This is a genomic window from Qipengyuania gaetbuli (assembly GCF_020171365.1).
Classification (GTDB): Bacteria; Pseudomonadota; Alphaproteobacteria; order Sphingomonadales; family Sphingomonadaceae; genus Qipengyuania; species Qipengyuania gaetbuli_B.
The window spans coordinates 33,900-53,691 of record NZ_JAIUZO010000001.1 but is presented as its reverse complement, the minus strand read 5'-3'; the positions used below and the strand labels follow the sequence as shown (position 1 = coordinate 53,691).

Genomic DNA, 19,792 nt, shown 5'->3' with positions numbered 1-19,792 from the left:
GTGCCTAGTCGCTTGCGGGACGGAGGAGATATTCGTCCGTCGGTTCGGGCAGCGGCCGCAAGTCGTTCACGTCGCCATGCATCTGCATGACGGCACAGCCATCGACCCGTTTGTCCACGGCCGCGATCATATAGCCGTCCTCGCCGGTCGCAGGCCCTCGCTGCAAGGCAGGTAGCCCGCCGGTTACGCGAACTTCGCGAATTACCTCGTTGCATCGTGCCGATTGCGGCTCGCGCAGATTGAGGATCTGGCCTTCGGGTTCCACGACGCGCGGCAGAGATTGCGCGCTAAGCACCAGTCCGGCTAGCGGCAGGCAGGTAAGGGCAAGGTAGTGCATCAGCCTTCCTTTCGCGGCGCAAGATACCGCAAACGAAAAACCTTGGCAAACCGGTGGCTTAGCCCTGCTTGCGGCTCAGTTCGCGCATAGCATCGTCGAGACCGTCCAGCGTCAGCGGATACATCCGGTCGTTGACCAGCTGCTTCATGATCTTGGTCGACTGGGAATAGCCCCATTGCTTTTCCGGCACCGGGTTCAGCCAGACCGTGGCGGGATAGGTGTTGGTGACACGCTGCATCCACACCGCGCCAGCCTCGTCGTTCATGTGCTCGACACTGCCGCCCGGATGGGTGATTTCATAGGGACTCATCGCGGCATCGCCGACGAAGACGATCTTGTAGTCGTGGCCGTATTTGTGGAGCACGTCCCAAGTCTTGGTACGCTCCTGCCAGCGGCGCTTGTTGTCCTTCCACACACCTTCGTAGAGGCAGTTGTGGAAGTAGAAGAATTCGAGGTTCTTGAACTCGCTCGTCGCGGCGCTGAACAGCTCTTCGGTCACCTTGATGAACGGGTCCATCGATCCGCCCACGTCGAGAAACAGCAGCAGCTTGACGGCATTGTGCCGCTCGGGCCGCATATGGATGTCGAGCCAGCCCTGCTTGGCCGTGCCCTCGATCGTCGCATCGAGGTCCAGCTCGTCCGCGGCGCCTTCGCGGGCGAAACGGCGCAAGCGGCGTAGCGCCATCTTGATGTTGCGGGTGCCCAGTTCCTTGGTGTTGTCGAGGTTCTTGAACTCGCGCTTGTCCCAGACCTTCAGGGCGCGCTTGTGCTTGCTCTCGCCGCCGATCCGCACGCCTTCGGGATTGTAGCCCGAGTTGCCGAAGGGGCTGGTACCGCCGGTGCCGATCCACTTGTTGCCGCCCTGGTGGCGCTTTTCCTGCTCTTCGAGCCGCTTCTTCAGCGTCTCCATGATCTCGTCCCAGTCGCCCAGCGACTTGATCTTGGCCATCTCTTCCTCGGAGAGGAATTTCTCTGCGACTGCCTTCAGCCAGTCTTCCGGGATGTCGACCGGGTTCTGCCCATAATCGGACATGATGCCCTTGAACACGCGGCTGAACACCTGGTCGAAGCGGTCGATCAGGCCTTCGTCCTTCACGAAGGTCGCGCGGGAGAGGTAATAGAACGCCTCGGGTGTCTGCTCGATCACGTCCTTGTCGAGCGCCTCCAGCAGCGTGAGGTGTTCCTTGAAGCTGGCGGGGATACCCGCGGCCCGAAGCTCGTCGACGAAATTGAAGAACATCCGCGCTTCCTAGCCTGCATCCGCAGGGCGGTGGAAGAGGGAAATCGTGGATTGCCCTTAACCGGACAATAACCACTTCCGTTTAGATGATCCGGCGAACAGGGACAAAGGGATCGTCACACATGGAACTCACCGCGATTGATGCTGCGAAGGCGTCGAGCCTGGAATCAATTCCGGAAGCCTGCGGCAAGGTCACGGTCGGCTGCACCGACGTCGCCGGTATCGTGCAGGCCGTGATCGACAGTTCGGGCATCCTGCGTGCGGAACATGCGGAACTGCAGGGCACGGTCCATGAACTCGAAAAGGACCAGCGCAAGGTCGCCGAGGCATCCGACGAGGCCCGCCTGCTGTCCGCCCGCGCCATCGAGCGCCTGGGGCAGGGGACCAAGCAGATCCAGTCCTCCCTTAGCCAGATCACCAGCCTGCTCGACCTCGTGGAGACGCTGGCAACGCACGTGACCGGCTTCGCGGCGGCCATGGACCAGGTGAAGCGCTGTTCGCAGGATATCGAACAGATCGCCGAGACGACCAACATCCTCGCCCTCAATGCCACCATCGAAGCGATGCGTGCAGGCGATGCGGGTCGCACCTTCGCCGTGGTCGCCAACGAGGTGAAGTCGCTCGCCGGTGAAACCCGCAAGGCGACCGACGAGATATCGGACGTGATCGAAACGCTGGGTGCGGAAGCAGCCACCGTGATCGAGCGTATCGAGGCTGGTGCCCGGGCATCGAACGAGGCCAAGACCTCGGTCGCCAGCATCGATTCCACCATTTCCGGCGTGTCGCAGCTGGTCGAGGAAGTCGACCAGCAGAACGACCAGATCGCCCGTGCAACCGGCATGATGACCGAGCACGTCGACCGGGTTTCGTCCGTGATCGAAAGTTTCGACCGTGCCGCCAGCGAGAACGAGCAGCGCCTCGCCACCGCTCACGACCGCATCGAGGAGCTGGAGCTGACGGCCAGCGACATGTTCGACAAGCTGGTCAAGGCGGGCCTTTCGCCTGAAGACAGTGCGATGGTCGAGCGCGCTCAGGAGCACGCCAAGAAGATCGTCGCCCGCGCCGAAGAAGCCATCGCCAATGGCGAACTCACGGCCGAGCAGCTCTTCGACCAGAACTATCGCCCGCAGCCGGGCACCAACCCGCAGCTCTACCGCACCAGCCTCAGCGATTGGGCGGATGCCAACTGGCGTCCGATCAATGATGCAGTCGTCGGCGAAGGCGGCCATGTCATCATGTGTTCGCAGGCCGACATGAACGGCTTCCTGCCGACCCATGTCACCGAACATTCGCGCAAGCCTATCGGCGAACTGGCGCACGACACGAAATACTGCCGCAACGGCCGCATCATCCTCGAAGGCGTGGATCTCGTCGCGAAATCGACCAAGGATCCCTACACGATGGCGGTCTACCGCCAGGAAGGCGATGGCCGGAATTACGTTGTGGTCCGCAATGTCTACGTGCCGGTCTACATCAACGGTCGCCGCTGGGGCGATTTCGAGCTCGCCTACAGCTTCGGCTGATCAAGTTCACCCCAAGGAAAAAGGGCGCGTTCCGCAAGCGGAGCGCGCCCTTTTCTCGTCCGGTCCGGCCTTTATCAGGGCTGGCGGCGTGCCATGAAGGCAAGGCGTTCGAACATCATCACGTCCTGCTCGTTCTTGAGCAGGGCCCCGTGCAGCGGCGGAATGGCGCTATTGGGATTGCTGTCCTGCAGCACTTCCAGCGGCATGTCCTCGTTCAGCAGCAGCTTCAGCCAGTCGAGCAGCTCGCTCGTCGAAGGCTTTTTCTTCAGGCCCGGCACGTCGCGCAGTTCGTAGAAGATATCCATTGCCTTGCTGACCAGGTTTTTCTGGATGCCCGGGTAGTGGACCTCGATGATGTCTCGCATCGTCTCGCGGTCGGGGAACTTGATGTAATGGAAGAAGCAGCGGCGCAGGAATGCGTCGGGCAATTCCTTCTCGTTGTTCGAGGTGATGACGACGATCGGACGTTCCTTCGCCTCGATCCGCGTGTGCGTCTCGTAGACGTCGAAACTCATCCGGTCGAGTTCCTGCAGCAGGTCATTCGGAAACTCGATGTCGGCCTTGTCGATCTCGTCGATTAGCAGGACGGGCAGTTCGGGGCTGGTGAACGCCTCCCACAGCTTGCCCTTCTTGATGTAGTTCGAGATGTCGTGGACGCGTTCGTCACCCAGCTGGCCGTCGCGCAGGCGGGCGACCGCGTCATATTCGTAGAGGCCCTGCTGCGCCTTGGTGGTCGACTTGACGTTCCATTCGATCAGCGGGGCATCGAGCGCCTTGGAGATTTCATGGGCGAGCACGGTCTTGCCCGTGCCCGGTTCGCCCTTGACCAGCAGCGGACGGCGCAGCGTGACCGCGGCATTGACGGCGACCTTCAGATCGTCGGTCGCGATATACGAACTGGTGCCTTCGAAACGGGTCTGGTCTGACATCGGTTTTTCCTTGCAACTTTACGTGTGCGTTAGGGGCAAGCGCCGGACCGTGCAAGAGCGGTCCGGCGCTCCGGTGCTTACGCCCGGTCGAGCGCGGCGATTTCCCGGTCGAGCTTGCGGGCGGTGTGCAGGTTGAGCCAACCAACGAAGACGAAGAACACGGCCGTCGCGACAAACTTGAACCAGACGCCTTCCAGCGCGGCAGCCCAACCCTGGACCTCGGCCACATTGGCCGTGACGACGAGGTAAAAGCCGACGAGGCCGGGCACGAAGGGCGCGAGATACCAGGTCGGAACCCCGCGCAGCAGGTCGCGCTGCCGGACGAGCTGGCTGCGCAGGTGATCCTTGCAGCTTGCTTCGGGGGAACGTGCTTGCGCGCTGCCGTCGCGGTGGAGCTTGCCCACCACAAAGATTGCAGCGGTAACGGTCATGGCGACGGTCCCGGAAAGCGCCCACTCGCCTTCGCCGGCGAAAAATACTGCGAGAGCGCCGAACACTCCGATCACCAGCGCACCGGCGGCATATTCCAGCAGGTTGCGGCGACGGATGCTCTTTTCGAACCGAGTGCTGCGTGCCCGGCACGCGCCCGGTTCGCTGAAATTCGCGTCGGAATTTTCACGGGTCCAGAAGTTGAACGGGTCCTGGGTCATCGAATTGTCTCCTGGTGAACGGGGGTGCCGAACTGGTCGGCAAGGGCAGTCTTGAGCCGGTGGATGCGGGTGGCGACCGTGCCGGAAGCGAGGCCGGTGACTTCGGAGATGTCGCGGGCGCTTTCGCCTTCGAGCCACAGCAGCATGACCTGCGCATCCAGCGTCGGCAGCTGGCGGATCAGTTCCTGCGCGCGGGCAACGGCGTGGCCTTCCGCAGCAGCAATTTCTCCGCTGCCCATGCTTGGCAGGTCATCTGTCTCGTCCAGCGACACGGTAGGCATGCGTCGGCTTTCGCGAAGGCGGTGTTCGGCAGCCACGTTGTGAGCCACGCGGTACACCCAGGTCTTGAGCGCACATTGTCCTTCGAACCGGGCGAAGCTGCGGAAGAGCTCGCAGTGGATGTCCTGTTCCAGGTCGCGTGCCTTGTCGCCATCGCGCTCCATCGCGCGGGCGAGGCGGGCGATGGCCGGGGCGAATTGCGCCCCTGCCTCGCGATAGTATGCGTGTTGCTTTTCCTCGGTCATGTATCCTTAGTCCGCCCCCACGCGTATTTCTTACACGCCCGCCGAAAAAAAGCGCCAGTCGAAGGAGCACCGATGCCGACCGAGAACCTGACCATTGCCACGCAGGCAGGCCATGAATTGACCGGCTCGCTCGAGCTGCCGACCGGCCTCGTGCGCGGTGTGGCGCTGTTCGCGCACTGCTTCACTTGCACAAAGCAAAGCAAGGCGGCGATTGCCGTGGCCCGCGCACTGGCGAGCGAGGGGATCGCGACCTTGCGGTTCGACTTTACCGGCCTCGGCGGCAGCGGCGGCGACTTCGGACGCGCCGGATTTGCGGCCGACGTGTCCGACCTGGTCGAGGCGGCAGACCAACTGCTGGAGCGTTTTAGACGGCCGATCCTGCTGGTCGGCCACAGCCTCGGCGGGGCAGCCGTTTTGGCGGCGGCAGACGAGATCGGCTTCGACCGGATTGCCGCGATTGCGACCATCGGTGCCCCGTCCGACGTTCCCCATGTCCTGGGAAATATCGACGGCGACATCGATGCGATCCGGGAGCACGGCGAGGGAGCGGTGCGCATCGGCGGACGCGAGTTCACTCTGGGGCGCGAATTCATCGAAAAGGTAGAGAACGTCGACCTGCTTGCTGAGGTAGCCCGGCTGCGAAAGCCGCTGCTCTTCCTCCATTCACCCACCGATGCGGTGGTCGGAATCGAACATGCCAGCGCACTGTTCCAAGCCGCCAAACATCCAAAGAGCTTCGTAAGTCTGGAAGGCGCAGACCACCTATTGCTGGACGAGGAAGATGCCCGCTTTGCCGCCAGCGTAATTGCAGCCTGGGCGCATCGTTACATGCCGCTTTCCGCCGATTGGCCCATGCCGGAAGAAGGGATCGTTGCCTGCACCGGCCACGGCAAGTTCGGAACCGAGGTCCACACCGTCTCGCACCAGTTTATCGCCGACGAACCCAAGAGCTATGGCGGAGACGACAGCGGACCGACGCCATACGACCTGCTCAACGCTGCGCTGGGCACTTGCACCGCCATGACGATGAAAATGTACGCCGATCGGAAAGGATGGCCGCTCGAAGGTGTTCGCGTCCACGTGACACACGAGCGCGATCACACGAAGTCCTGCTCGCACGCCGAGGCCATGGCGGAAGGCATGCAGATGCAGGCGCTCAACCGCAGCATCACGATCCGCGGAGAAGAACTGGACGATGAGCAGCGCGCGAAACTAATGGAAATCGCCGACAAGTGCCCGGTGCACCGCACGCTGGAGGGCGAACTGCACATCCACACGCGGGCTGGCGAATAGGCGCGCTAGCTGGCCAGTCCGAGCGCGGTAATCCCGAGGAAGAAAGCGAGCATCGCGAACGTTGCTGCTTTCCACACACCGCTGGCAACTGACATTCCTCGTTCCCAGGTGTGATGCCAGATCAGGCCTGTCGTGAGCAATGCCAAGGCCAGCACCACAAGCGGCGATAGGCCGAGCAAGCCCAGTCCGAGAAAAACGACCACCGGTTGCGTGATGACTTGGAGCAGGAGAGCTCCGGCAAACCAGACGATGGGAATCGGCCGGTAATGCGTGTCCGAGGCATACCAGTCGGGCAGGGCAGTGTCGGCCCGGGCAATGCGCCGGTCGCCAGCCATGATGTCGCCCTCTTCGGGCTCGTCGAAGTCTTCGATGTCCTCGCCCTGAGGATCAGGCATCGATCATTTCGCGGTCGAATTCGCCGGCGTTGTTCTGGATGAAATTGAACCGGTGTTCCGGGTTGCGGCCCATGAGCTGGTCGACCAGTTCCTTGACCACGGCGCGCTGTTCGAATTCCTGCGGCAGGGTGATGCGGATCAGGCTGCGGCTTTCGGGATCCATGGTGGTTTCGCGAAGCTGCTGCGGGTTCATTTCGCCAAGACCCTTGAAGCGGCCGACCTCGACCTTCTTGCCCTTGAAGACCGTTTCTTCCAGCTCCTTGCGGTGCGCATCGTCGCGGGCGTAGCGGCTCTCTTTGCCGGACGTCAGTCGATAGAGCGGGGGCTGGGCGAGGTAGAGGTGCCCGTTCCGGACAACTTCCGGCATTTCCTGGAAGAAGAAGGTCATCAAAAGCGTCGCGATATGTGCGCCGTCGACGTCCGCGTCGGTCATGATGATGATGCGGTCGTAACGCAGGTTTTCAGGATCGCAGTCCTTGCGCGTCCCGCAACCCATGGCGAGCACCAGGTCGGCGATTTCGCTGTTCGCGCGGATCTTGTCGGCGGTGGCCGAGGCGACATTCAGGATCTTGCCGCGGATGGGCAGGATGGCCTGTGTCTTGCGGTTGCGCGCCTGCTTGGCGCTGCCGCCTGCGCTGTCGCCTTCGACGATGAACAGTTCCGTATCGCCATCGCCTTCGCCCGAACAATCGGTGAGCTTGCCGGGGAGGCGCAGCTTCTTGGCGTTGGTCGCGGTCTTGCGCTTGATTTCGCGTTCGGCCTTGCGGCGCAGGCGCTCGTCCATGCGCTCCATGACCTGTCCGAGCAGCGCCTTGCCCCGGTCCATGTTGTCGGAGAGGAAGTGGTCGAAGTGGTCGCGGACCGCGTTTTCGACGTAGCGTGCAGCTTCCGGGCTGGTCAGGCGGTCCTTGGTCTGGCTCTGGAACTGCGGGTCGCGGATGAAGACGCTGAGCATGACCTCGGCCCCGTTCATCACGTCGTCCGCGCTGATGTCCTTGGCCTTCTTCACGCCGGTCAGTTCGCCGAAAGCGCGCAGGCCCTTGGTCAGTGCGGCACGCAGGCCCTGTTCGTGCGTACCGCCATCGGGCGTCGGCACAGTGTTACAGTACCAGCTGAACGAACCGTCGGAGAACAGCGGCCATGCGATTGCCCATTCCACGCGGCCCTGGTCGTCGGGAAAGTCCTGGCTACCCGCAAAAGGCTGGGTGGTGACGCATTCGCGCCCGCCAATCTGTTCGGCGAGATGGTCGGCAAGGCCGCCGGGAAACTTGAAGACTGCCTCTGCGGGAACGTCGTCGCTTGCCAGACTATCCGCGCAGCGCCAGCGGATCTCGACGCCGGCGAAGAGATAGGCCTTGGAGCGCGCCAGCTTGAACAACCGCTTGGGATTGAACTTGCGGTCGCCGAAAATCTCGGTGTCGGGGATGAAGGTGACCGTCGTGCCGCGGCGGTTGGGCGTGGGGCCGAGTTCCTCGATCTTGCCCACTGGATGCCCCTTGGAGAATTCCTGCGCGTAGAGCTGCTTGTCTCGGGCGACCTCGACCCGCGTCAGGCTCGACAATGCGTTCACTACGGAGACGCCGACACCGTGGAGGCCGCCGCTGGTGGCGTAGGCTTTGCCCGAAAACTTGCCGCCCGAGTGCAGCGTCGTAAGGATCACCTCGAGCGTGGACTTGCCCGGATACTTCGGATGCTCCCCAACCGGAATCCCGCGTCCGTTGTCGCTTATGGTGACCCGGTTGCCCTCGTCGAGCCGCATCTCGATGCGCGTGGCATGGCCGGCGACGGCCTCGTCCATTGCGTTGTCGAGCACTTCGGCGACAAGGTGGTGAAGCGCGCGGTCGTCCGTGCCGCCGATATACATGCCCGGGCGACGGCGCACCGGTTCGAGGCCTTCGAGGACCTCGATGGAGGATGCGTCATAGTCGCCGCTGGAAGTGGGCGTATTCTCGAAAAGATCGTCGGACATGGTGGTGGCTATATCGCGCGCGAATCCGCCCGCACAAGCGCTCCGCTTACGTTATCCGCCTGTCAGAAGCCCGTCGGTGCTGCCGATACCGTCGTGAAGCTGCCACCCTGGACCTTGCGGACTTCCATCGCCCGTTCGATCACGCCGTTGCGGCGGAAACGAAAGGGGCCGTCCATGCCGTCGAAGCCGCCGTCCTGGAACAGCACGTTGACGGGGAAAGGCTGTCCCACCTTCCACTCGCGCGCTGCTCGCAAGGTGAGGAGAACACCGTCATAGCCCAGTGTCGCGATCCGGTAAGGCTGACCTCCGAACCGCGCCTGGTACGAGGTGACGAAATCGGGATAGCGCTTGTCCGTGACTGCCGAGAACAAGGCTCCCGACAGGGCCGGGGAGCCGAGCAGTTCACTCTCACCCGCCCAGCGCTCGGTGCCCAGAAGGCGAACCGATGACCCCGCTACAGCCTCCGCACCGCGGATCGAGGGAGTGCCGCCATCGGCGATCAGCACGGTATCGAAACCGCCCTTGGCCTTGAGGCGGCCCCCAGCGCTCACCACCGAGGTGTTCGAACGCGCATATCGCTCGGTTGCGACAAGCGTACCGCCATGGCTTGCAAGAGCGCTTTGCATGGCCGCTTCTGCCCTCCGACCATAGTCACTGTCGGGCGCAAGGACGGCGAAATTGCGCGCACCGATCGTGCGTGCGTATTCGACGCCCCGGTCCACCGATTGTTCGGGGATGTGGCCCATGACGAAAACGCCGGGGGCCGCGACGGAAGTGTCGTTGGAAAAGCTGATGATCGGCACGCCCGAATTGGCGACCACACCGCGGACCACGGCTGCATTGCTGCCCAGCAGCGGGCCAAGGATCAACTTGTTCCCGTCCGCCAGCGCCTGCCGCGCGGCCGCCTGTGCACCGCGCGAGGTGTCGTAGGTCGTGATCCGGAGGTTGTCGGCATTGGTGTCGAGGATCGCCATCGTCGTCGCATTGGCGATCGACTGACCGACTTCTCCGTTCTCTCCCGACAGGGGAACCAGCAGGGCAACGCGGTGGCGCTTCGAGTCTTCTGGCAGGGCAGTCGCGCTCGGCTCGGGCGTCGGCGTGGGGGTCGTCGGCTGGCCGCTCTTGGGAATGATCGAGCAGCCTCCCAGCAACACGGCACCCGTCGCCATGATGAGGTTTCGCCGGTTCATAAATGCAAATGCCATGCTTGCCGCGTCCCTTGTCGGTGTTCATGAAGGGGTGTGAGCGATCCCGCCCCCCAGACTTCCGACCAGAGCCTTACACCGGGGCTCTACCTTGTTGCCACCCCCATCGGGAATTTGGGCGACATCACCTTGCGAGCCGTGGACATACTGTCACGCTGCGACGGTGTTGCTTGCGAAGATACGCGCGTCACCGGCAAGCTGTTGAAGCATCTCGGTATCTCCAAGCCCCTGTGGCGCTACGACGACCATAGCGAGCACCGCGACCGCTCGCGCCTGCTGGACTCGATGTGGACCCGCGCCGTGGCACTGGTCAGCGATGCCGGAACCCCGATGGTGAGCGATCCGGGCTACAGGCTGGTCAACGACTGCCGCGAGCAGGGCATTCCCGTGACCAGCATCCCCGGACCATGCGCGGCGGTGGTGGGACTGACGCTGTCCGGCTTGCCCAACGACCGGTTCCTGTTCGCCGGTTTCCTGCCGACAAAGGAAAAGGCCCGCCGCGAGCTGCTGGCCGAAATGGCGGCCATCGACGCAACGCTGATCTTCTACGAAACCGCGCCGCGCCTGCTCAAGTCGCTCGCCGCGATCGAGGATGTGATGCCCAAGCGGGAAATCGCCGTCGCGCGCGAGCTGACCAAGCTCCACGAGGAATGCCGGCGCGGCTTCTCTGCCGGACTAATGGCCTATTACGATGCCAATCCCCCCAAGGGCGAGATCGTCCTGCTGATCGGACCTCCGGAAGCACAGCAGGCCAATGAAGCAGATGCCGACGACATGCTGATCGAGGCGCTGGCCACGATGAAGCCTTCACAGGCGGCAGGCCATGTAGCCAAGGCGACGGGGCTCGACCGCAAGGCGCTTTACGCAAGGGCGATGGATCTCAAGCCGGGATGAAGCGGCAGATAGCCGAAAGAAGCGGCCGCGACGCAGAGGCGAGGGCGGGCCTGTGGCTGAGGGCGAAGGGCTGGCGCATCCTCGACACGCGCGTCAAAACGCCCGCTGGCGAAATCGATCTGGTGGCGAAGCGCGGCGGGACTATCGCCTTCGTCGAGGTGAAATGGCGCACGCGCCGCGATGATCTCGACCTCGCAATTGACGAAAGGCGCCTTGCCCGTGTCGCGGCGGCAGCCGAAGCGGTCGCCCATCGCTATGCCACGCAAGGTGAGGATATCCGCATTGACGTCATCCTCCTTGCGCCCGGCGCATTCCCTCGCCACATCGCCAATGCCTGGCAACCCTGAAGGATAATCCATGCCCTTACGCGTCGCCGTCCAGATGGACCCGCTCGAAAGCATCAATATCGCGGGCGACAGCAGTTTTGCCCTGATGCTGGCCGCCCAGGCACGCGGCCACGAGGTCTGGCATTACGACGTCACTACGCTGGCCTATGAAAGCGACGGCACGCCTGCCGGGCGCATCACGGCCCATGCCGCGCCGGTTACTGTCCAGCGCGTGGCTGGCGACCACTTCAAGGCGGGTGAGCGGCGCCGCATCGACCTTGCACGGGACATCGACGTGGTGCTGATGCGGCAGGACCCGCCGTTCCACCTCGGCTACATCAGCTCGGCCCTGCTGCTCGACCGGCTGAAAGGCACGACGCTGGTTGTCAACGACCCGCGCGAAGTGGTGAACGCACCAGAAAAGATGTTCGTGCTCGATTACGCCCGCTTCATGCCGCCGACGCTGGTTGCGCGGAAGCTGGAGGACATTCGCGAATTCCAGAAGAAGCACGGCTCGGTCGTCGTGAAACCACTGCATGGCAATGGCGGCAAGGCGATCTTCCGGATCGATGCGGATGGCACCAACCTGTCTGCCCTGAGCGAGGTGTTCAACCAGACCTGGCCCGAACCGCACATGGTCCAGCCCTTCCTTCCCGAGGTGGCCGAAGGCGACAAGCGTATCGTCATCATTGACGGTGAATTCGCTGGCGCGATCAATCGCTTCCCGGGCGAAGGTGAGTTCCGTTCGAACCTTGCACAAGGCGGCTATGCCGAGGCCACCAAATTGTCGGAGCGGGAGGAAGAGATTTGCGCGGCTATGGGCCCTGAACTGAAGCGGCGCGGGCTCGTGTTCGTCGGTATCGACGTCATTGGCGGCAAATACCTGACCGAAATAAACGTCACCTCGCCCACGGGGATCGTGGCTATCGACAAGTTCAACGGCACCGATACGCCCGCACTTATCTGGGACGCCATCGAGCGTCGCCACGCCGCGATGTAATCAGTCGCGGTCGCGCGGATGGGCGTTGCGATAGGTGTCGAGCAGGCTGGCTGCGTCGACTTTCGTATAGATCTGCGTTGACCCCAAACTCGCATGACCGAGCAGTTCCTGAAGGCTACGCAAGTCCGCACCTGCACCAAGCAGATGGGTGGCAAAGCTATGCCGCAAGGCATGGGGCGTCGCCGTATCGGGGAGGCCGAGCGCGCGGCGGGCTTGTGCTGTCGCTTTCTGGACGACGCCCTGCGACAGCGGGCCACCTTTCGCACCGCGGAAGACCGGATCTTCGCGCCCGGTCGGCCAGGGGTTGAGGTGGCAATATTCCTCGACCGCCTCACGCACGATCGGCAGGATCGGCACCACGCGTTGTTTCGAGCCCTTGCCGGTCACGGTCAGCCGCTCTCCCAGCGGCAGGTCTGCTCCGGTCAGGGAAAGCGCCTCCGAAATGCGCAGGCCGGCACCATATAGCAGCAGCAGGACAGCCCGGTCGCGCGCGCCGATCCATTCTTCAGCAGCAAGCGCATCTACGGTTTCGGCCAAGCCTTGCGCGTCGTCGGGCGACACCGGGCGGGGCAGGCCCTTCTTCAAGCGCGGCCCGCGAAGACGCGGGGGCTGCGTGACGTCATGCCCGGCCTGCGCCTTGGCAAAGGCGATGAAGCCCTTCAGCGCGGACAGCTCCCGCGCCGCCGATGCGTTCGCCAGCCCGTCGCTGCGCCGCGACGCCAGATGTGCCCTGACTTCCTGCGCCGACAGGGTCGCTACATCCTCGAAAGTTTCGAGGTCGAGACGCACCATCAGTCGCCGTGCGGCCGCGGCATAGGCACGCACCGTGTGTGCCGAGCGTCTCTGGGCCAGGGCAAGGTGGCTCTGCCACGCCTCGAGGCATTCGGGGCTGCTCACCCCTCGACCAGTTCTGCGGGAACAAGCTCGCCTAGCAAGGCATCGAGCAGCGGCATTCCTGCCTCGGTGACGCCGATCCGCTCGTCCTTCGACCATGCGAGGCCGAGGTCGCGATAGAGCGCCAGCTTGGCGTCATCCACGAGGTCTTCCTTCACGACGCCGAAGCGGCGGGACATATCGTCGAGGTCGACGCCTTCGTTGAGGCGCAAACCCATCAGCAGGGCCTCTGATGCCTGTTCACGCAAGGTCAGTGTGCGCGCTTCAGCAATGCCGTCCCCCTGCGCCTCCACCGCGGCGAGGTAATTCTCCGGTTTCTTGTGCCGCGTCGTCGCTACGCCGCCACGCCTTCCGTGCGCGCCGGGTCCGATTCCGCAATAGTCCTGGTATCGCCAGTATGTGAGATTGTGCCGACTTTCCTGGCCGGTCCGCGCGTGATTGCTGATCTCGTAGGCCGGAAGGCCTGCAGCGGCGGTCATCTCGCGGGTCAGGGCGAAGAGGTCGGCTGCGGGATCGTCCTCGAGCGGCGTGAACACGCCTCGCCGCACATCTGTCGCAAAGCGCGTCGTGGGCTCTATCGTCAGCTGGTAGAGCGAGAGATGATCGGTTCCGAGCGCCAGCGCCTGCGCCAGCTCTTTCTCCCAATCTGCCATCGACTGGTCGGGGCGAGCATAGATGAGGTCGATCGAAACCCGCTCGAAATGGCTCTGAGCAGTCTCCAGCGCGTCGAGCGCTTCCTGCGCGCCGTGCAACCTGCCCAGAAAACGGAGCGTTTCGTCGCGCAATGACTGAACGCCCAGCGATACGCGGTTCACTCCGACGCTCGCCAGCGATGCGAAATTCGCCGCTTCGACGGACGACGGATTGCCTTCCAGCGTGATCTCGATCCCGTCCTCGAAGCCCCACAAATGCTCCGCTTCCTCAAGCAGTCTTCCCACCAGTGCAGGAGGCATGAGTGACGGAGTTCCCCCACCAAAAAAGATACTTGCGAGCCGTTCCTGTGATCCGGCCTGACCTGCTTCGCGGCGCATGTCGGACAGAAGTGCCGCTTCCCAAACCGCCATGTCGGTGCGTTCGCGCACATGGCTGTTGAAGTCGCAATAAGGGCACTTTGCGAGGCAGAAGGGCCAGTGAATGTAGAGGGCTTTGGCCAAGTGTGCCTTCATTGATCTTTAAGGTGCGCGCTGTTTAATCGCGGGCAATGGACGGGTCGAAACTTCTTGCTGCCGTACTGGCATCTCTCGGAATGCTCTGTGCCACGGGTGCGAGCGTTGCTGCAAGCGCGCGCAGTGCCTCGGGGCTGCCCGAAGCGCGATATGACAACCGGATGAGCGATCGCCAGGCGTCGCACATCCTAGCGCTTCACAACCGCGAGCGCGAGGCGCTGGGCTTGCCGAAGCTCAAATGGAACCGCGCGCTGGAACGCGAGGCCAAGCAGTGGGGGCACGAGCTCGCCAGCATGGGCAGGCTCCAGCATGCGGACAACGCGGTGCGTAACGGCACGGGCGAGAACCTTTGGATGGGTACGGCCGGACAATGGCCGGTCGAAACCATGGTCAACATGTTCATCGACGAAAAGCGGCACTACCGGCACGGCAACTTCCCCGAAATCTCGCGCACCGGCAAATGGGCGGATGTCGCCCACTACACGCAGGTCATCTGGCGCGACACGCAGGAAGTCGGCTGCTCGGTCGTGAACGACCACGGATGGGACGTGCTGGTGTGCCGGTACTGGCCCGCTGGCAATGTCTGGGGCCGTAAAGCCTACTAGGCGAACTGCTCGGCGACGAGCTTGGCAAAGGCATCGGCGCGGTGGCTGATGCGGTGCTTTTCTTCCGGATCGATCTCCGCGAAAGTCTGCTCCATGCCCCGCGGCACAAACACGGGGTCGTAACCGAAGCCCAGCGTCCCCCGCGGAGGCCAGGTTAGCGTGCCCGGCGCAGTGCCTTCGTAAACCGCCATCTCGCCGTCGGGCCATGCGATTGCCAGCACGCAGTGGAAGGCGCAGGAACGGTCCACACCGTCGCCCTTCTGCTGCAGCATCCCTTCGACCTTGCCCATGGCCATGTACCAGTCGCGCCCCGGATCGCCTTCGAACCACTGCCGCTCCGCCCAGTCGGCGGTATAGACACCCGGACGGCCGTCCAGCGCCTCGACTGACAACCCGCTGTCGTCGGCCAGCGCGGGAAGGCCCGAAGCCTCTGCCGCAGCCCGCGCCTTCAACAGGGCATTCTGCACGAAAGTCGTGCCGGTTTCGGCCGGTTCGGGCAGGCCCAGTGATCCCGCCGAGATGCACTTCACGCCATGCGGCGCGAGGAGGGCGGAAATCTCCTTCAGCTTGCCCGCATTGTGCGTGGCAATCACGAGGCTTCCCGAACCGATCCGGCGGGTCACTTGCGCGTCGCCTCGTCCTGGGCGCGGAAGACCTGAGCGCAGCCCATCTGGGCGAGGCGCAGGAGGCGCAGGAACGCTTCCTCGTCATAGGGCGCACCTTCGGCCGTGGCCTGTGCCTCGGCGATCTTGCCGCCTTCGATCAGCACGAAGTTTGCATCGGCATCGGCCGAGCTGTCTTCGGGATAATCGAGGTCGAGCACCGGTGTGCCGTTGTAGATGCCGCAGGAAATCGCGGCGACCTTGGCTCCGATCGGATCCTCGACGATGTCGCCGCTTTTCATCAAGCCGTCCACTGCAAGGCGCAGGGCCACCCATGCGCCCGAGATCGAGGCCGTCCGCGTGCCGCCGTCGGCCTGGATCACGTCGCAATCGAGGGTGATCTGGCGTTCGCCGAGCTTCCGCAGGTCCACGACAGCGCGCAAGCTACGTCCGATAAGACGCTGTATTTCCTGCGTTCTTCCGCTCTGCTTGCCCTTGGCCGCTTCGCGCTGGCCACGCGTGTGGGTCGCGCGGGGGAGCATTGAATATTCACCCGTGACCCAACCTTCGCCCTTGCCGCGCATCCACGGCGGCACGTTCCGCTCCACGCTGGCGGTGCACAGCACCTTCGTTTCACCGAAACTGATGAGGCAACTGCCTTCGGCGTGCTTGGTGTAGCCGGTTTCGATGGTGATAGCGCGCATCTCGTCGGGCGCGCGTCCGGAAGGTCGCATTTGTGTCTCCAATGCAGTCGAATCTCGTGCACGGCTTTGGAGCAAGCCCCTTGAGGCCGCAAGGGGAGCGGCTAGATAGGGGGGTATGAACGGCCCTCCGCTCACCGACCTGTCTGACCGCGCCCGCGAAATCTTCCGCCTCGTGGTCGAGGGCTATCTCGACACGGGTACGCCCGTTGGGTCGAAGGCGCTTGCGGGCGAGGGCGGGGTGAACCTTTCACCGGCCTCGATCCGCTCGGTGCTGGCGGAGCTTGAACATCGCGGCCTCCTCGCGGCTCCGCATACCAGCGCCGGACGGATGCCCACCGAAAGCGGCCTGCGCCTGTTCGTGGACGCGATGATGCAGGTGGCCGAGCCAACACGGGAAGAACGTGCAGCTATCGAGCAGCGCCTCGGCGAGCCCGGCCCGATCGAGCGCGCACTGGAGGAAACCAGCGCCCTGTTGTCCGATCTTTCCGGGGCAGCGGGCATGGTCATGGTCCCCCGGCGCGAACCACGCCTGTCGCAAATATCGCTCACACCGCTCGATGCGAACCGCGTACTGGCCGTGCTGGTGGGCGAGGATGGCCATGTAGAAAATCGCATCCTCGCCGTGCCGTCCGGCGCACTTGGCGTATCACTCGAACAGGCTAGCAATTACCTCACCGCTCGCAGTTCCGGCCGCACGCTGGCCGAGGCTGCGCGCATGGTTGAACAGGAGATCGCGAGCGGGCGTAGCGCGCTCGACGAGGCAAGCCGCGATCTGGTTGCGCGGGGGCTTGCCACCTGGACGCAGGATACTGCCGACCGGCCTGTCCTGATTGTGCGAGGACAGGCGAACCTGCTCGACGAGACCGCGCTCTCCGATATCGAGCGGGTGCGCTCCCTCCTCGACGACCTCGAAAACAAGCAGTCGGTCGCCGCCCTGCTGGAGAATGCGCGCGAGGCAGAAGCCTTGCGGATTTTCATCGGCAGCGAGAACCGCCTGTTCGCGCTTTCCGGCTCCTCCGTCATCGCCGCGCCCTACCGCGACCGCGACGGAAAGGTGGTCGGCGTGCTGGGCGTGATCGGCCCGACTCGGTTGAATTACGCGCGCGTCGTCCCCATGGTGGATTTCACGGCCCGATCATTGGGCAAGAGAATTGGCTGACAGGGTTAATCAGTGAGCAACGGAAACAACAACGAACCGCAGGACAGTGCGGTCGACGAGGAAGTGGCGCGCGAGATGGAAGGCGTGCCGGAACACCTGCGCGACAATGGCGAGGACGATGAAGGCGGAGCGGATTCGCTCGAAGACGCGCTCGCCAGCCTGCGCAGCGATCTCGAAGCTGCCAAGCAGGATGCGCTCTATGCCCGCGCCGAAACGCAGAACGTGCGCCGCCGCATGGAAAAGGACATCCAGGACGCCCGCAACTATGCCGCAACCGGTTTCGCCCGCGATATCCTGAGCGTGGCCGACAACCTCGGCCGTGCGCTCGATGCCATTCCGGCAGAACAGCGCGAAGACGAGAAGCTGAAAGGCTTCATCGCGGGTATCGAGGCGACCCGCCGCGAGCTGGACAAGGTGTTCACGCAGAACGGCATCACCCGCGTCGCCGCGATGGGCATGCCGCTCGACCCGAACGAGCACCAGGCGATGATGGAAATCCCGACCGACGAGGTCGAGCCGGGCACCATCGTCCAGGAGATGCAGGCAGGTTACAAGATCAAGGATCGCCTGCTGCGCCCGGCCATGGTCGGCGTCGCCAAGAAACCCGACTGATTTTGCCTGACGAGGGGTTGAGCATGAGGACCGCTTTCAAATCGATGGCGGTCCTTGCCGCCCTGTGTGCATCTCCCGCGCTGGCCGACGACGCGGCGGTGCTGGCGCTGGCCGACAGCTGGCACAAGCAGCGCCTTGCCGATTACGGGCAGGTCGTGGAGGCCGACGGGTCTACCTCGCAAGGCGCGCAGCTGTGGTCGGTCACGCCGGAAGCCAACATGGCCCGTGCCGGTTATGCCGAAGAGATGCTTGCCCGGCTCGACGCGATCGACGCGGCGACCCTATCGGCACGGGGGCGGATCGATGCGGCGGTTTTCCGCCACCTGCTCGAAACGGAAATCGGCGATGCCCGCTTCCGCGAGTGGGAAATGCCCTTCGACAGCGACAACAATTTCTGGAGCTATCTTGCGGCACGCCGGGGCTTTGCCACGGTGGAGCAATACGAGCGCTACATTGGCCGCCTACGCGACATCCCGCGCTATTTCTCTGAACAGAAGGCCAATGCCCGCGCCGGTCTGTCGCGAGGCTTCAGCGTGCCAAGGGTGACGCTGGAGGGGCGCGATGCTTCGCTCGTCGCTTATGTCGTCGATGACCCGGAACAGAGCCCATTCTGGGGCGCATTCGCTCAGATGCCCGAGCGATTCTCAGAGGCTGAAAAAGCACGCCTGCTGGCCGAAGGGAGGGCGGCTATCACGCAAGGCGTGACGCCCGCCTACCGTGATTTCCTCGCCTTCTTCCGCGAGGAATATGTGCCTGCAACCCGCGAGACACTTGGGGCCCGCGAATTCCCGGAAGGCAGTGAATATTATGCGCAGCAGATTCGCGAATACACCACGCTCGACCTGACGGCGGAGGAAATCCATCGGATCGGCTTGGCAGAGGTCGCGCGGATCACTGACGAAATGGAGAAGGTGAAAGCCGAGGCAGGGTTCGAGGGCACCTTGGCGGAATTCGTCGCCTTCCTTCGCACTGACCCGCAGTTCGTGGCGAGGACTCCCGACGAGCTAATGGGCGTTGCGGCCTATGCGGCAAAACGCGTGGACGATCGCCTCGACGAATATTTCGGTTTCCTGCCGCGCTACCGGAACGGCCTGCGACCCGTCGACCCTGCCATCGCGCCTTTCTATACCGCAGGGCGGGGCGGGCTCGATTACTGCCAGATCAACACCTACGACCTGCCGTCGCGGCCGGTATACAATATCCCGGCTCTGACGATGCACGAATGCGCGCCCGGCCATTCCTTCCAGGCCGCCATCGCACTCGAACGCGAAGAAGCGCCTCCCTTTCGCCGACAGGTCTATTTCTCGGGTTTTGGTGAGGGCTGGGGCCTCTATACCGAGTATCTTGGCAACGAGATGGGCATCTACCGCACGCCCTACGAACGCTTCGGCCAGCTGAGCTACGAGATGTGGCGCGCGGTGCGCCTCGTCATCGACACGGGAATCCACCACTATGGCTGGACCCGCGAACAGGCGATGGAATACCTCGCCTCGCGCACCGCCCTGTCGCAGCACGAGGTCGGGACCGAGGTCGATCGCTACATCAGCTGGCCGGGCCAGGCGCTGGCCTACAAGCTCGGCGAAATGACCATCCGCCGCGTGCGTGCGAAAGCCGAAAGCGAGCTTGGGCCCGCGTTCGACATCCGCAAGTTCCACGATGTTGTGCTTTCGCTCGGGTCCGTCCCGCTTCCGGTGCTGGAAGAGCGGATCGACGCCTTCATCGCCGATGGCGGGCAGGGGCTGCCCGGCGTGAACTACGACTGAGG

21 protein-coding genes are annotated in these 19,792 nt (G+C 63.6%); 9 read left to right on the top strand and 12 right to left on the bottom strand.

Annotation, left to right across the window (positions count from 1 at the left end; all coding sequences use genetic code 11):
• Positions 1-4 precede the first annotated feature (4 nt).
• Both LCL94_RS00250 and LCL94_RS00245 read right to left on the bottom strand, forming a co-directional pair.
• Positions 5-337, bottom strand: coding sequence for a hypothetical protein (locus LCL94_RS00250; protein WP_224830497.1), 333 nt, complete (start codon positions 335-337; stop codon positions 5-7).
• A 58-nt stretch (positions 338-395) separates the two neighbouring features.
• Positions 396-1,577, bottom strand: coding sequence for a vWA domain-containing protein (locus LCL94_RS00245; protein ID WP_160607144.1), 1,182 nt, complete (start codon positions 1,575-1,577; stop codon positions 396-398).
• A gap of 122 nt (positions 1,578-1,699) precedes the next feature.
• Here LCL94_RS00245 and LCL94_RS00240 point away from each other — a divergent pair, with 122 nt between their 5' ends.
• Positions 1,700-3,100, top strand: a complete 1,401-nt coding sequence (locus LCL94_RS00240) for a methyl-accepting chemotaxis protein (protein WP_224830496.1) — start codon at positions 1,700-1,702, stop codon at positions 3,098-3,100.
• A gap of 74 nt (positions 3,101-3,174) precedes the next feature.
• Here the strand turns inward: LCL94_RS00240 and LCL94_RS00235 are convergent, their stop codons facing one another.
• The 3 genes from LCL94_RS00235 to LCL94_RS00225 form a co-directional block, all read right to left on the bottom strand.
• The gene (locus tag LCL94_RS00235) at positions 3,175-4,029 is read right to left on the bottom strand and encodes an AAA family ATPase (protein WP_160607142.1); all 855 of its coding nucleotides are present in this window, start codon (positions 4,027-4,029) and stop codon (positions 3,175-3,177) included.
• 77 nt (positions 4,030-4,106) lie between these two features.
• Positions 4,107-4,679, bottom strand: coding sequence for a hypothetical protein (locus LCL94_RS00230; RefSeq protein ID WP_224830495.1), 573 nt, complete (start codon positions 4,677-4,679; stop codon positions 4,107-4,109).
• Entirely contained in the window at positions 4,676-5,203 is a 528-nt protein-coding gene (locus LCL94_RS00225) for an RNA polymerase sigma factor (protein WP_224830494.1), read from the bottom strand. Before LCL94_RS00225 ends, LCL94_RS00230 begins: the two co-directional genes overlap by 4 nt.
• 72 nt (positions 5,204-5,275) lie before the next feature.
• On the opposite strand from LCL94_RS00225, the gene LCL94_RS00220 reads away from it, so the two are divergent.
• Entirely contained in the window at positions 5,276-6,496 is a 1,221-nt protein-coding gene (locus tag LCL94_RS00220; protein ID WP_224830493.1) for a bifunctional alpha/beta hydrolase/OsmC family protein, read from the top strand.
• A gap of 5 nt (positions 6,497-6,501) precedes the next feature.
• On the opposite strand, the gene LCL94_RS00215 is transcribed toward LCL94_RS00220, so the two are convergent.
• The 3 genes from LCL94_RS00215 to LCL94_RS00205 all read right to left on the bottom strand — a co-directional run bounded on the left by LCL94_RS00215 (position 6,502) and on the right by LCL94_RS00205 (position 10,065).
• A complete protein-coding gene (locus tag LCL94_RS00215; protein WP_224830492.1) occupies positions 6,502-6,891 on the bottom strand; it encodes a hypothetical protein in 390 nt (129 codons plus the stop codon).
• On the bottom strand, positions 6,884-8,860 hold the full coding sequence (parE, locus tag LCL94_RS00210) for a DNA topoisomerase IV subunit B (protein ID WP_224830491.1): 1,977 nt from the start codon (positions 8,858-8,860) through the stop codon (positions 6,884-6,886). Before parE ends, LCL94_RS00215 begins: the two co-directional genes overlap by 8 nt.
• Before the next feature lie 62 nt (positions 8,861-8,922).
• Positions 8,923-10,065, bottom strand: coding sequence for a penicillin-binding protein activator (locus tag LCL94_RS00205; protein WP_224830490.1), 1,143 nt, complete (start codon positions 10,063-10,065; stop codon positions 8,923-8,925).
• 36 nt (positions 10,066-10,101) lie between these two features.
• On the opposite strand from LCL94_RS00205, the gene rsmI reads away from it, so the two are divergent.
• The 3 genes from rsmI to gshB are packed head-to-tail and all read left to right on the top strand — an operon-like array spanning position 10,102 to position 12,285.
• Positions 10,102-10,959, top strand: a complete 858-nt coding sequence (rsmI, locus tag LCL94_RS00200) for a 16S rRNA (cytidine(1402)-2'-O)-methyltransferase (RefSeq protein WP_224830489.1) — start codon at positions 10,102-10,104, stop codon at positions 10,957-10,959.
• Positions 10,956-11,306, top strand: coding sequence for a YraN family protein (locus tag LCL94_RS00195; RefSeq protein WP_224830488.1), 351 nt, complete (start codon positions 10,956-10,958; stop codon positions 11,304-11,306). Before rsmI ends, LCL94_RS00195 begins: the two co-directional genes overlap by 4 nt.
• A 10-nt stretch (positions 11,307-11,316) precedes the next feature.
• Positions 11,317-12,285 (top strand): glutathione synthase, encoded by a 969-nt coding sequence (gene gshB / locus LCL94_RS00190; protein ID WP_224830487.1) that lies wholly within the window; start codon positions 11,317-11,319, stop codon positions 12,283-12,285.
• Here the strand turns inward: gshB and LCL94_RS00185 are convergent, their stop codons facing one another.
• Both LCL94_RS00185 and hemW read right to left on the bottom strand, forming a co-directional pair.
• Positions 12,286-13,182: a tyrosine recombinase XerC gene (locus tag LCL94_RS00185; protein ID WP_224830486.1), complete on the bottom strand. Its 897-nt coding sequence runs from the start codon at positions 13,180-13,182 to the stop codon at positions 12,286-12,288.
• A complete protein-coding gene (gene hemW / locus LCL94_RS00180; RefSeq protein WP_224830520.1) occupies positions 13,179-14,333 on the bottom strand; it encodes a radical SAM family heme chaperone HemW in 1,155 nt (384 codons plus the stop codon). The genes LCL94_RS00185 and hemW overlap by 4 nt, the downstream gene beginning before the upstream one ends.
• Positions 14,334-14,380: 47 nt before the next feature.
• On the opposite strand from hemW, the gene LCL94_RS00175 reads away from it, so the two are divergent.
• Positions 14,381-14,950 (top strand): CAP domain-containing protein, encoded by a 570-nt coding sequence (locus LCL94_RS00175; RefSeq protein ID WP_222553307.1) that lies wholly within the window; start codon positions 14,381-14,383, stop codon positions 14,948-14,950.
• Here LCL94_RS00175 and rdgB read toward each other — a convergent pair.
• Positions 14,947-15,573 (bottom strand): RdgB/HAM1 family non-canonical purine NTP pyrophosphatase, encoded by a 627-nt coding sequence (gene rdgB / locus LCL94_RS00170; RefSeq protein WP_224830485.1) that lies wholly within the window; start codon positions 15,571-15,573, stop codon positions 14,947-14,949. The two genes, LCL94_RS00175 and rdgB, sit on opposite strands and share 4 nt — an antisense overlap.
• The gene (rph, locus tag LCL94_RS00165) at positions 15,570-16,286 is read right to left on the bottom strand and encodes a ribonuclease PH (RefSeq protein WP_224830484.1); all 717 of its coding nucleotides are present in this window, start codon (positions 16,284-16,286) and stop codon (positions 15,570-15,572) included. The genes rdgB and rph overlap by 4 nt, the downstream gene beginning before the upstream one ends.
• A gap of 85 nt (positions 16,287-16,371) precedes the next feature.
• Here rph and hrcA point away from each other — a divergent pair, with 85 nt between their 5' ends.
• From hrcA to LCL94_RS00150, 3 genes are read left to right on the top strand one after another with little or no spacing between them, the layout of a single operon-like run.
• Positions 16,372-17,415: a heat-inducible transcriptional repressor HrcA gene (gene hrcA / locus LCL94_RS00160; RefSeq protein WP_224830483.1), complete on the top strand. Its 1,044-nt coding sequence runs from the start codon at positions 16,372-16,374 to the stop codon at positions 17,413-17,415.
• Positions 17,416-17,427: 12 nt separating this feature from the next.
• Positions 17,428-18,027, top strand: a complete 600-nt coding sequence (gene grpE, locus LCL94_RS00155) for a nucleotide exchange factor GrpE (protein WP_224830482.1) — start codon at positions 17,428-17,430, stop codon at positions 18,025-18,027.
• A gap of 23 nt (positions 18,028-18,050) precedes the next feature.
• The gene (locus LCL94_RS00150) at positions 18,051-19,790 is read left to right on the top strand and encodes a DUF885 domain-containing protein (protein ID WP_224830481.1); all 1,740 of its coding nucleotides are present in this window, start codon (positions 18,051-18,053) and stop codon (positions 19,788-19,790) included.
• Positions 19,791-19,792 lie beyond the last annotated feature (2 nt).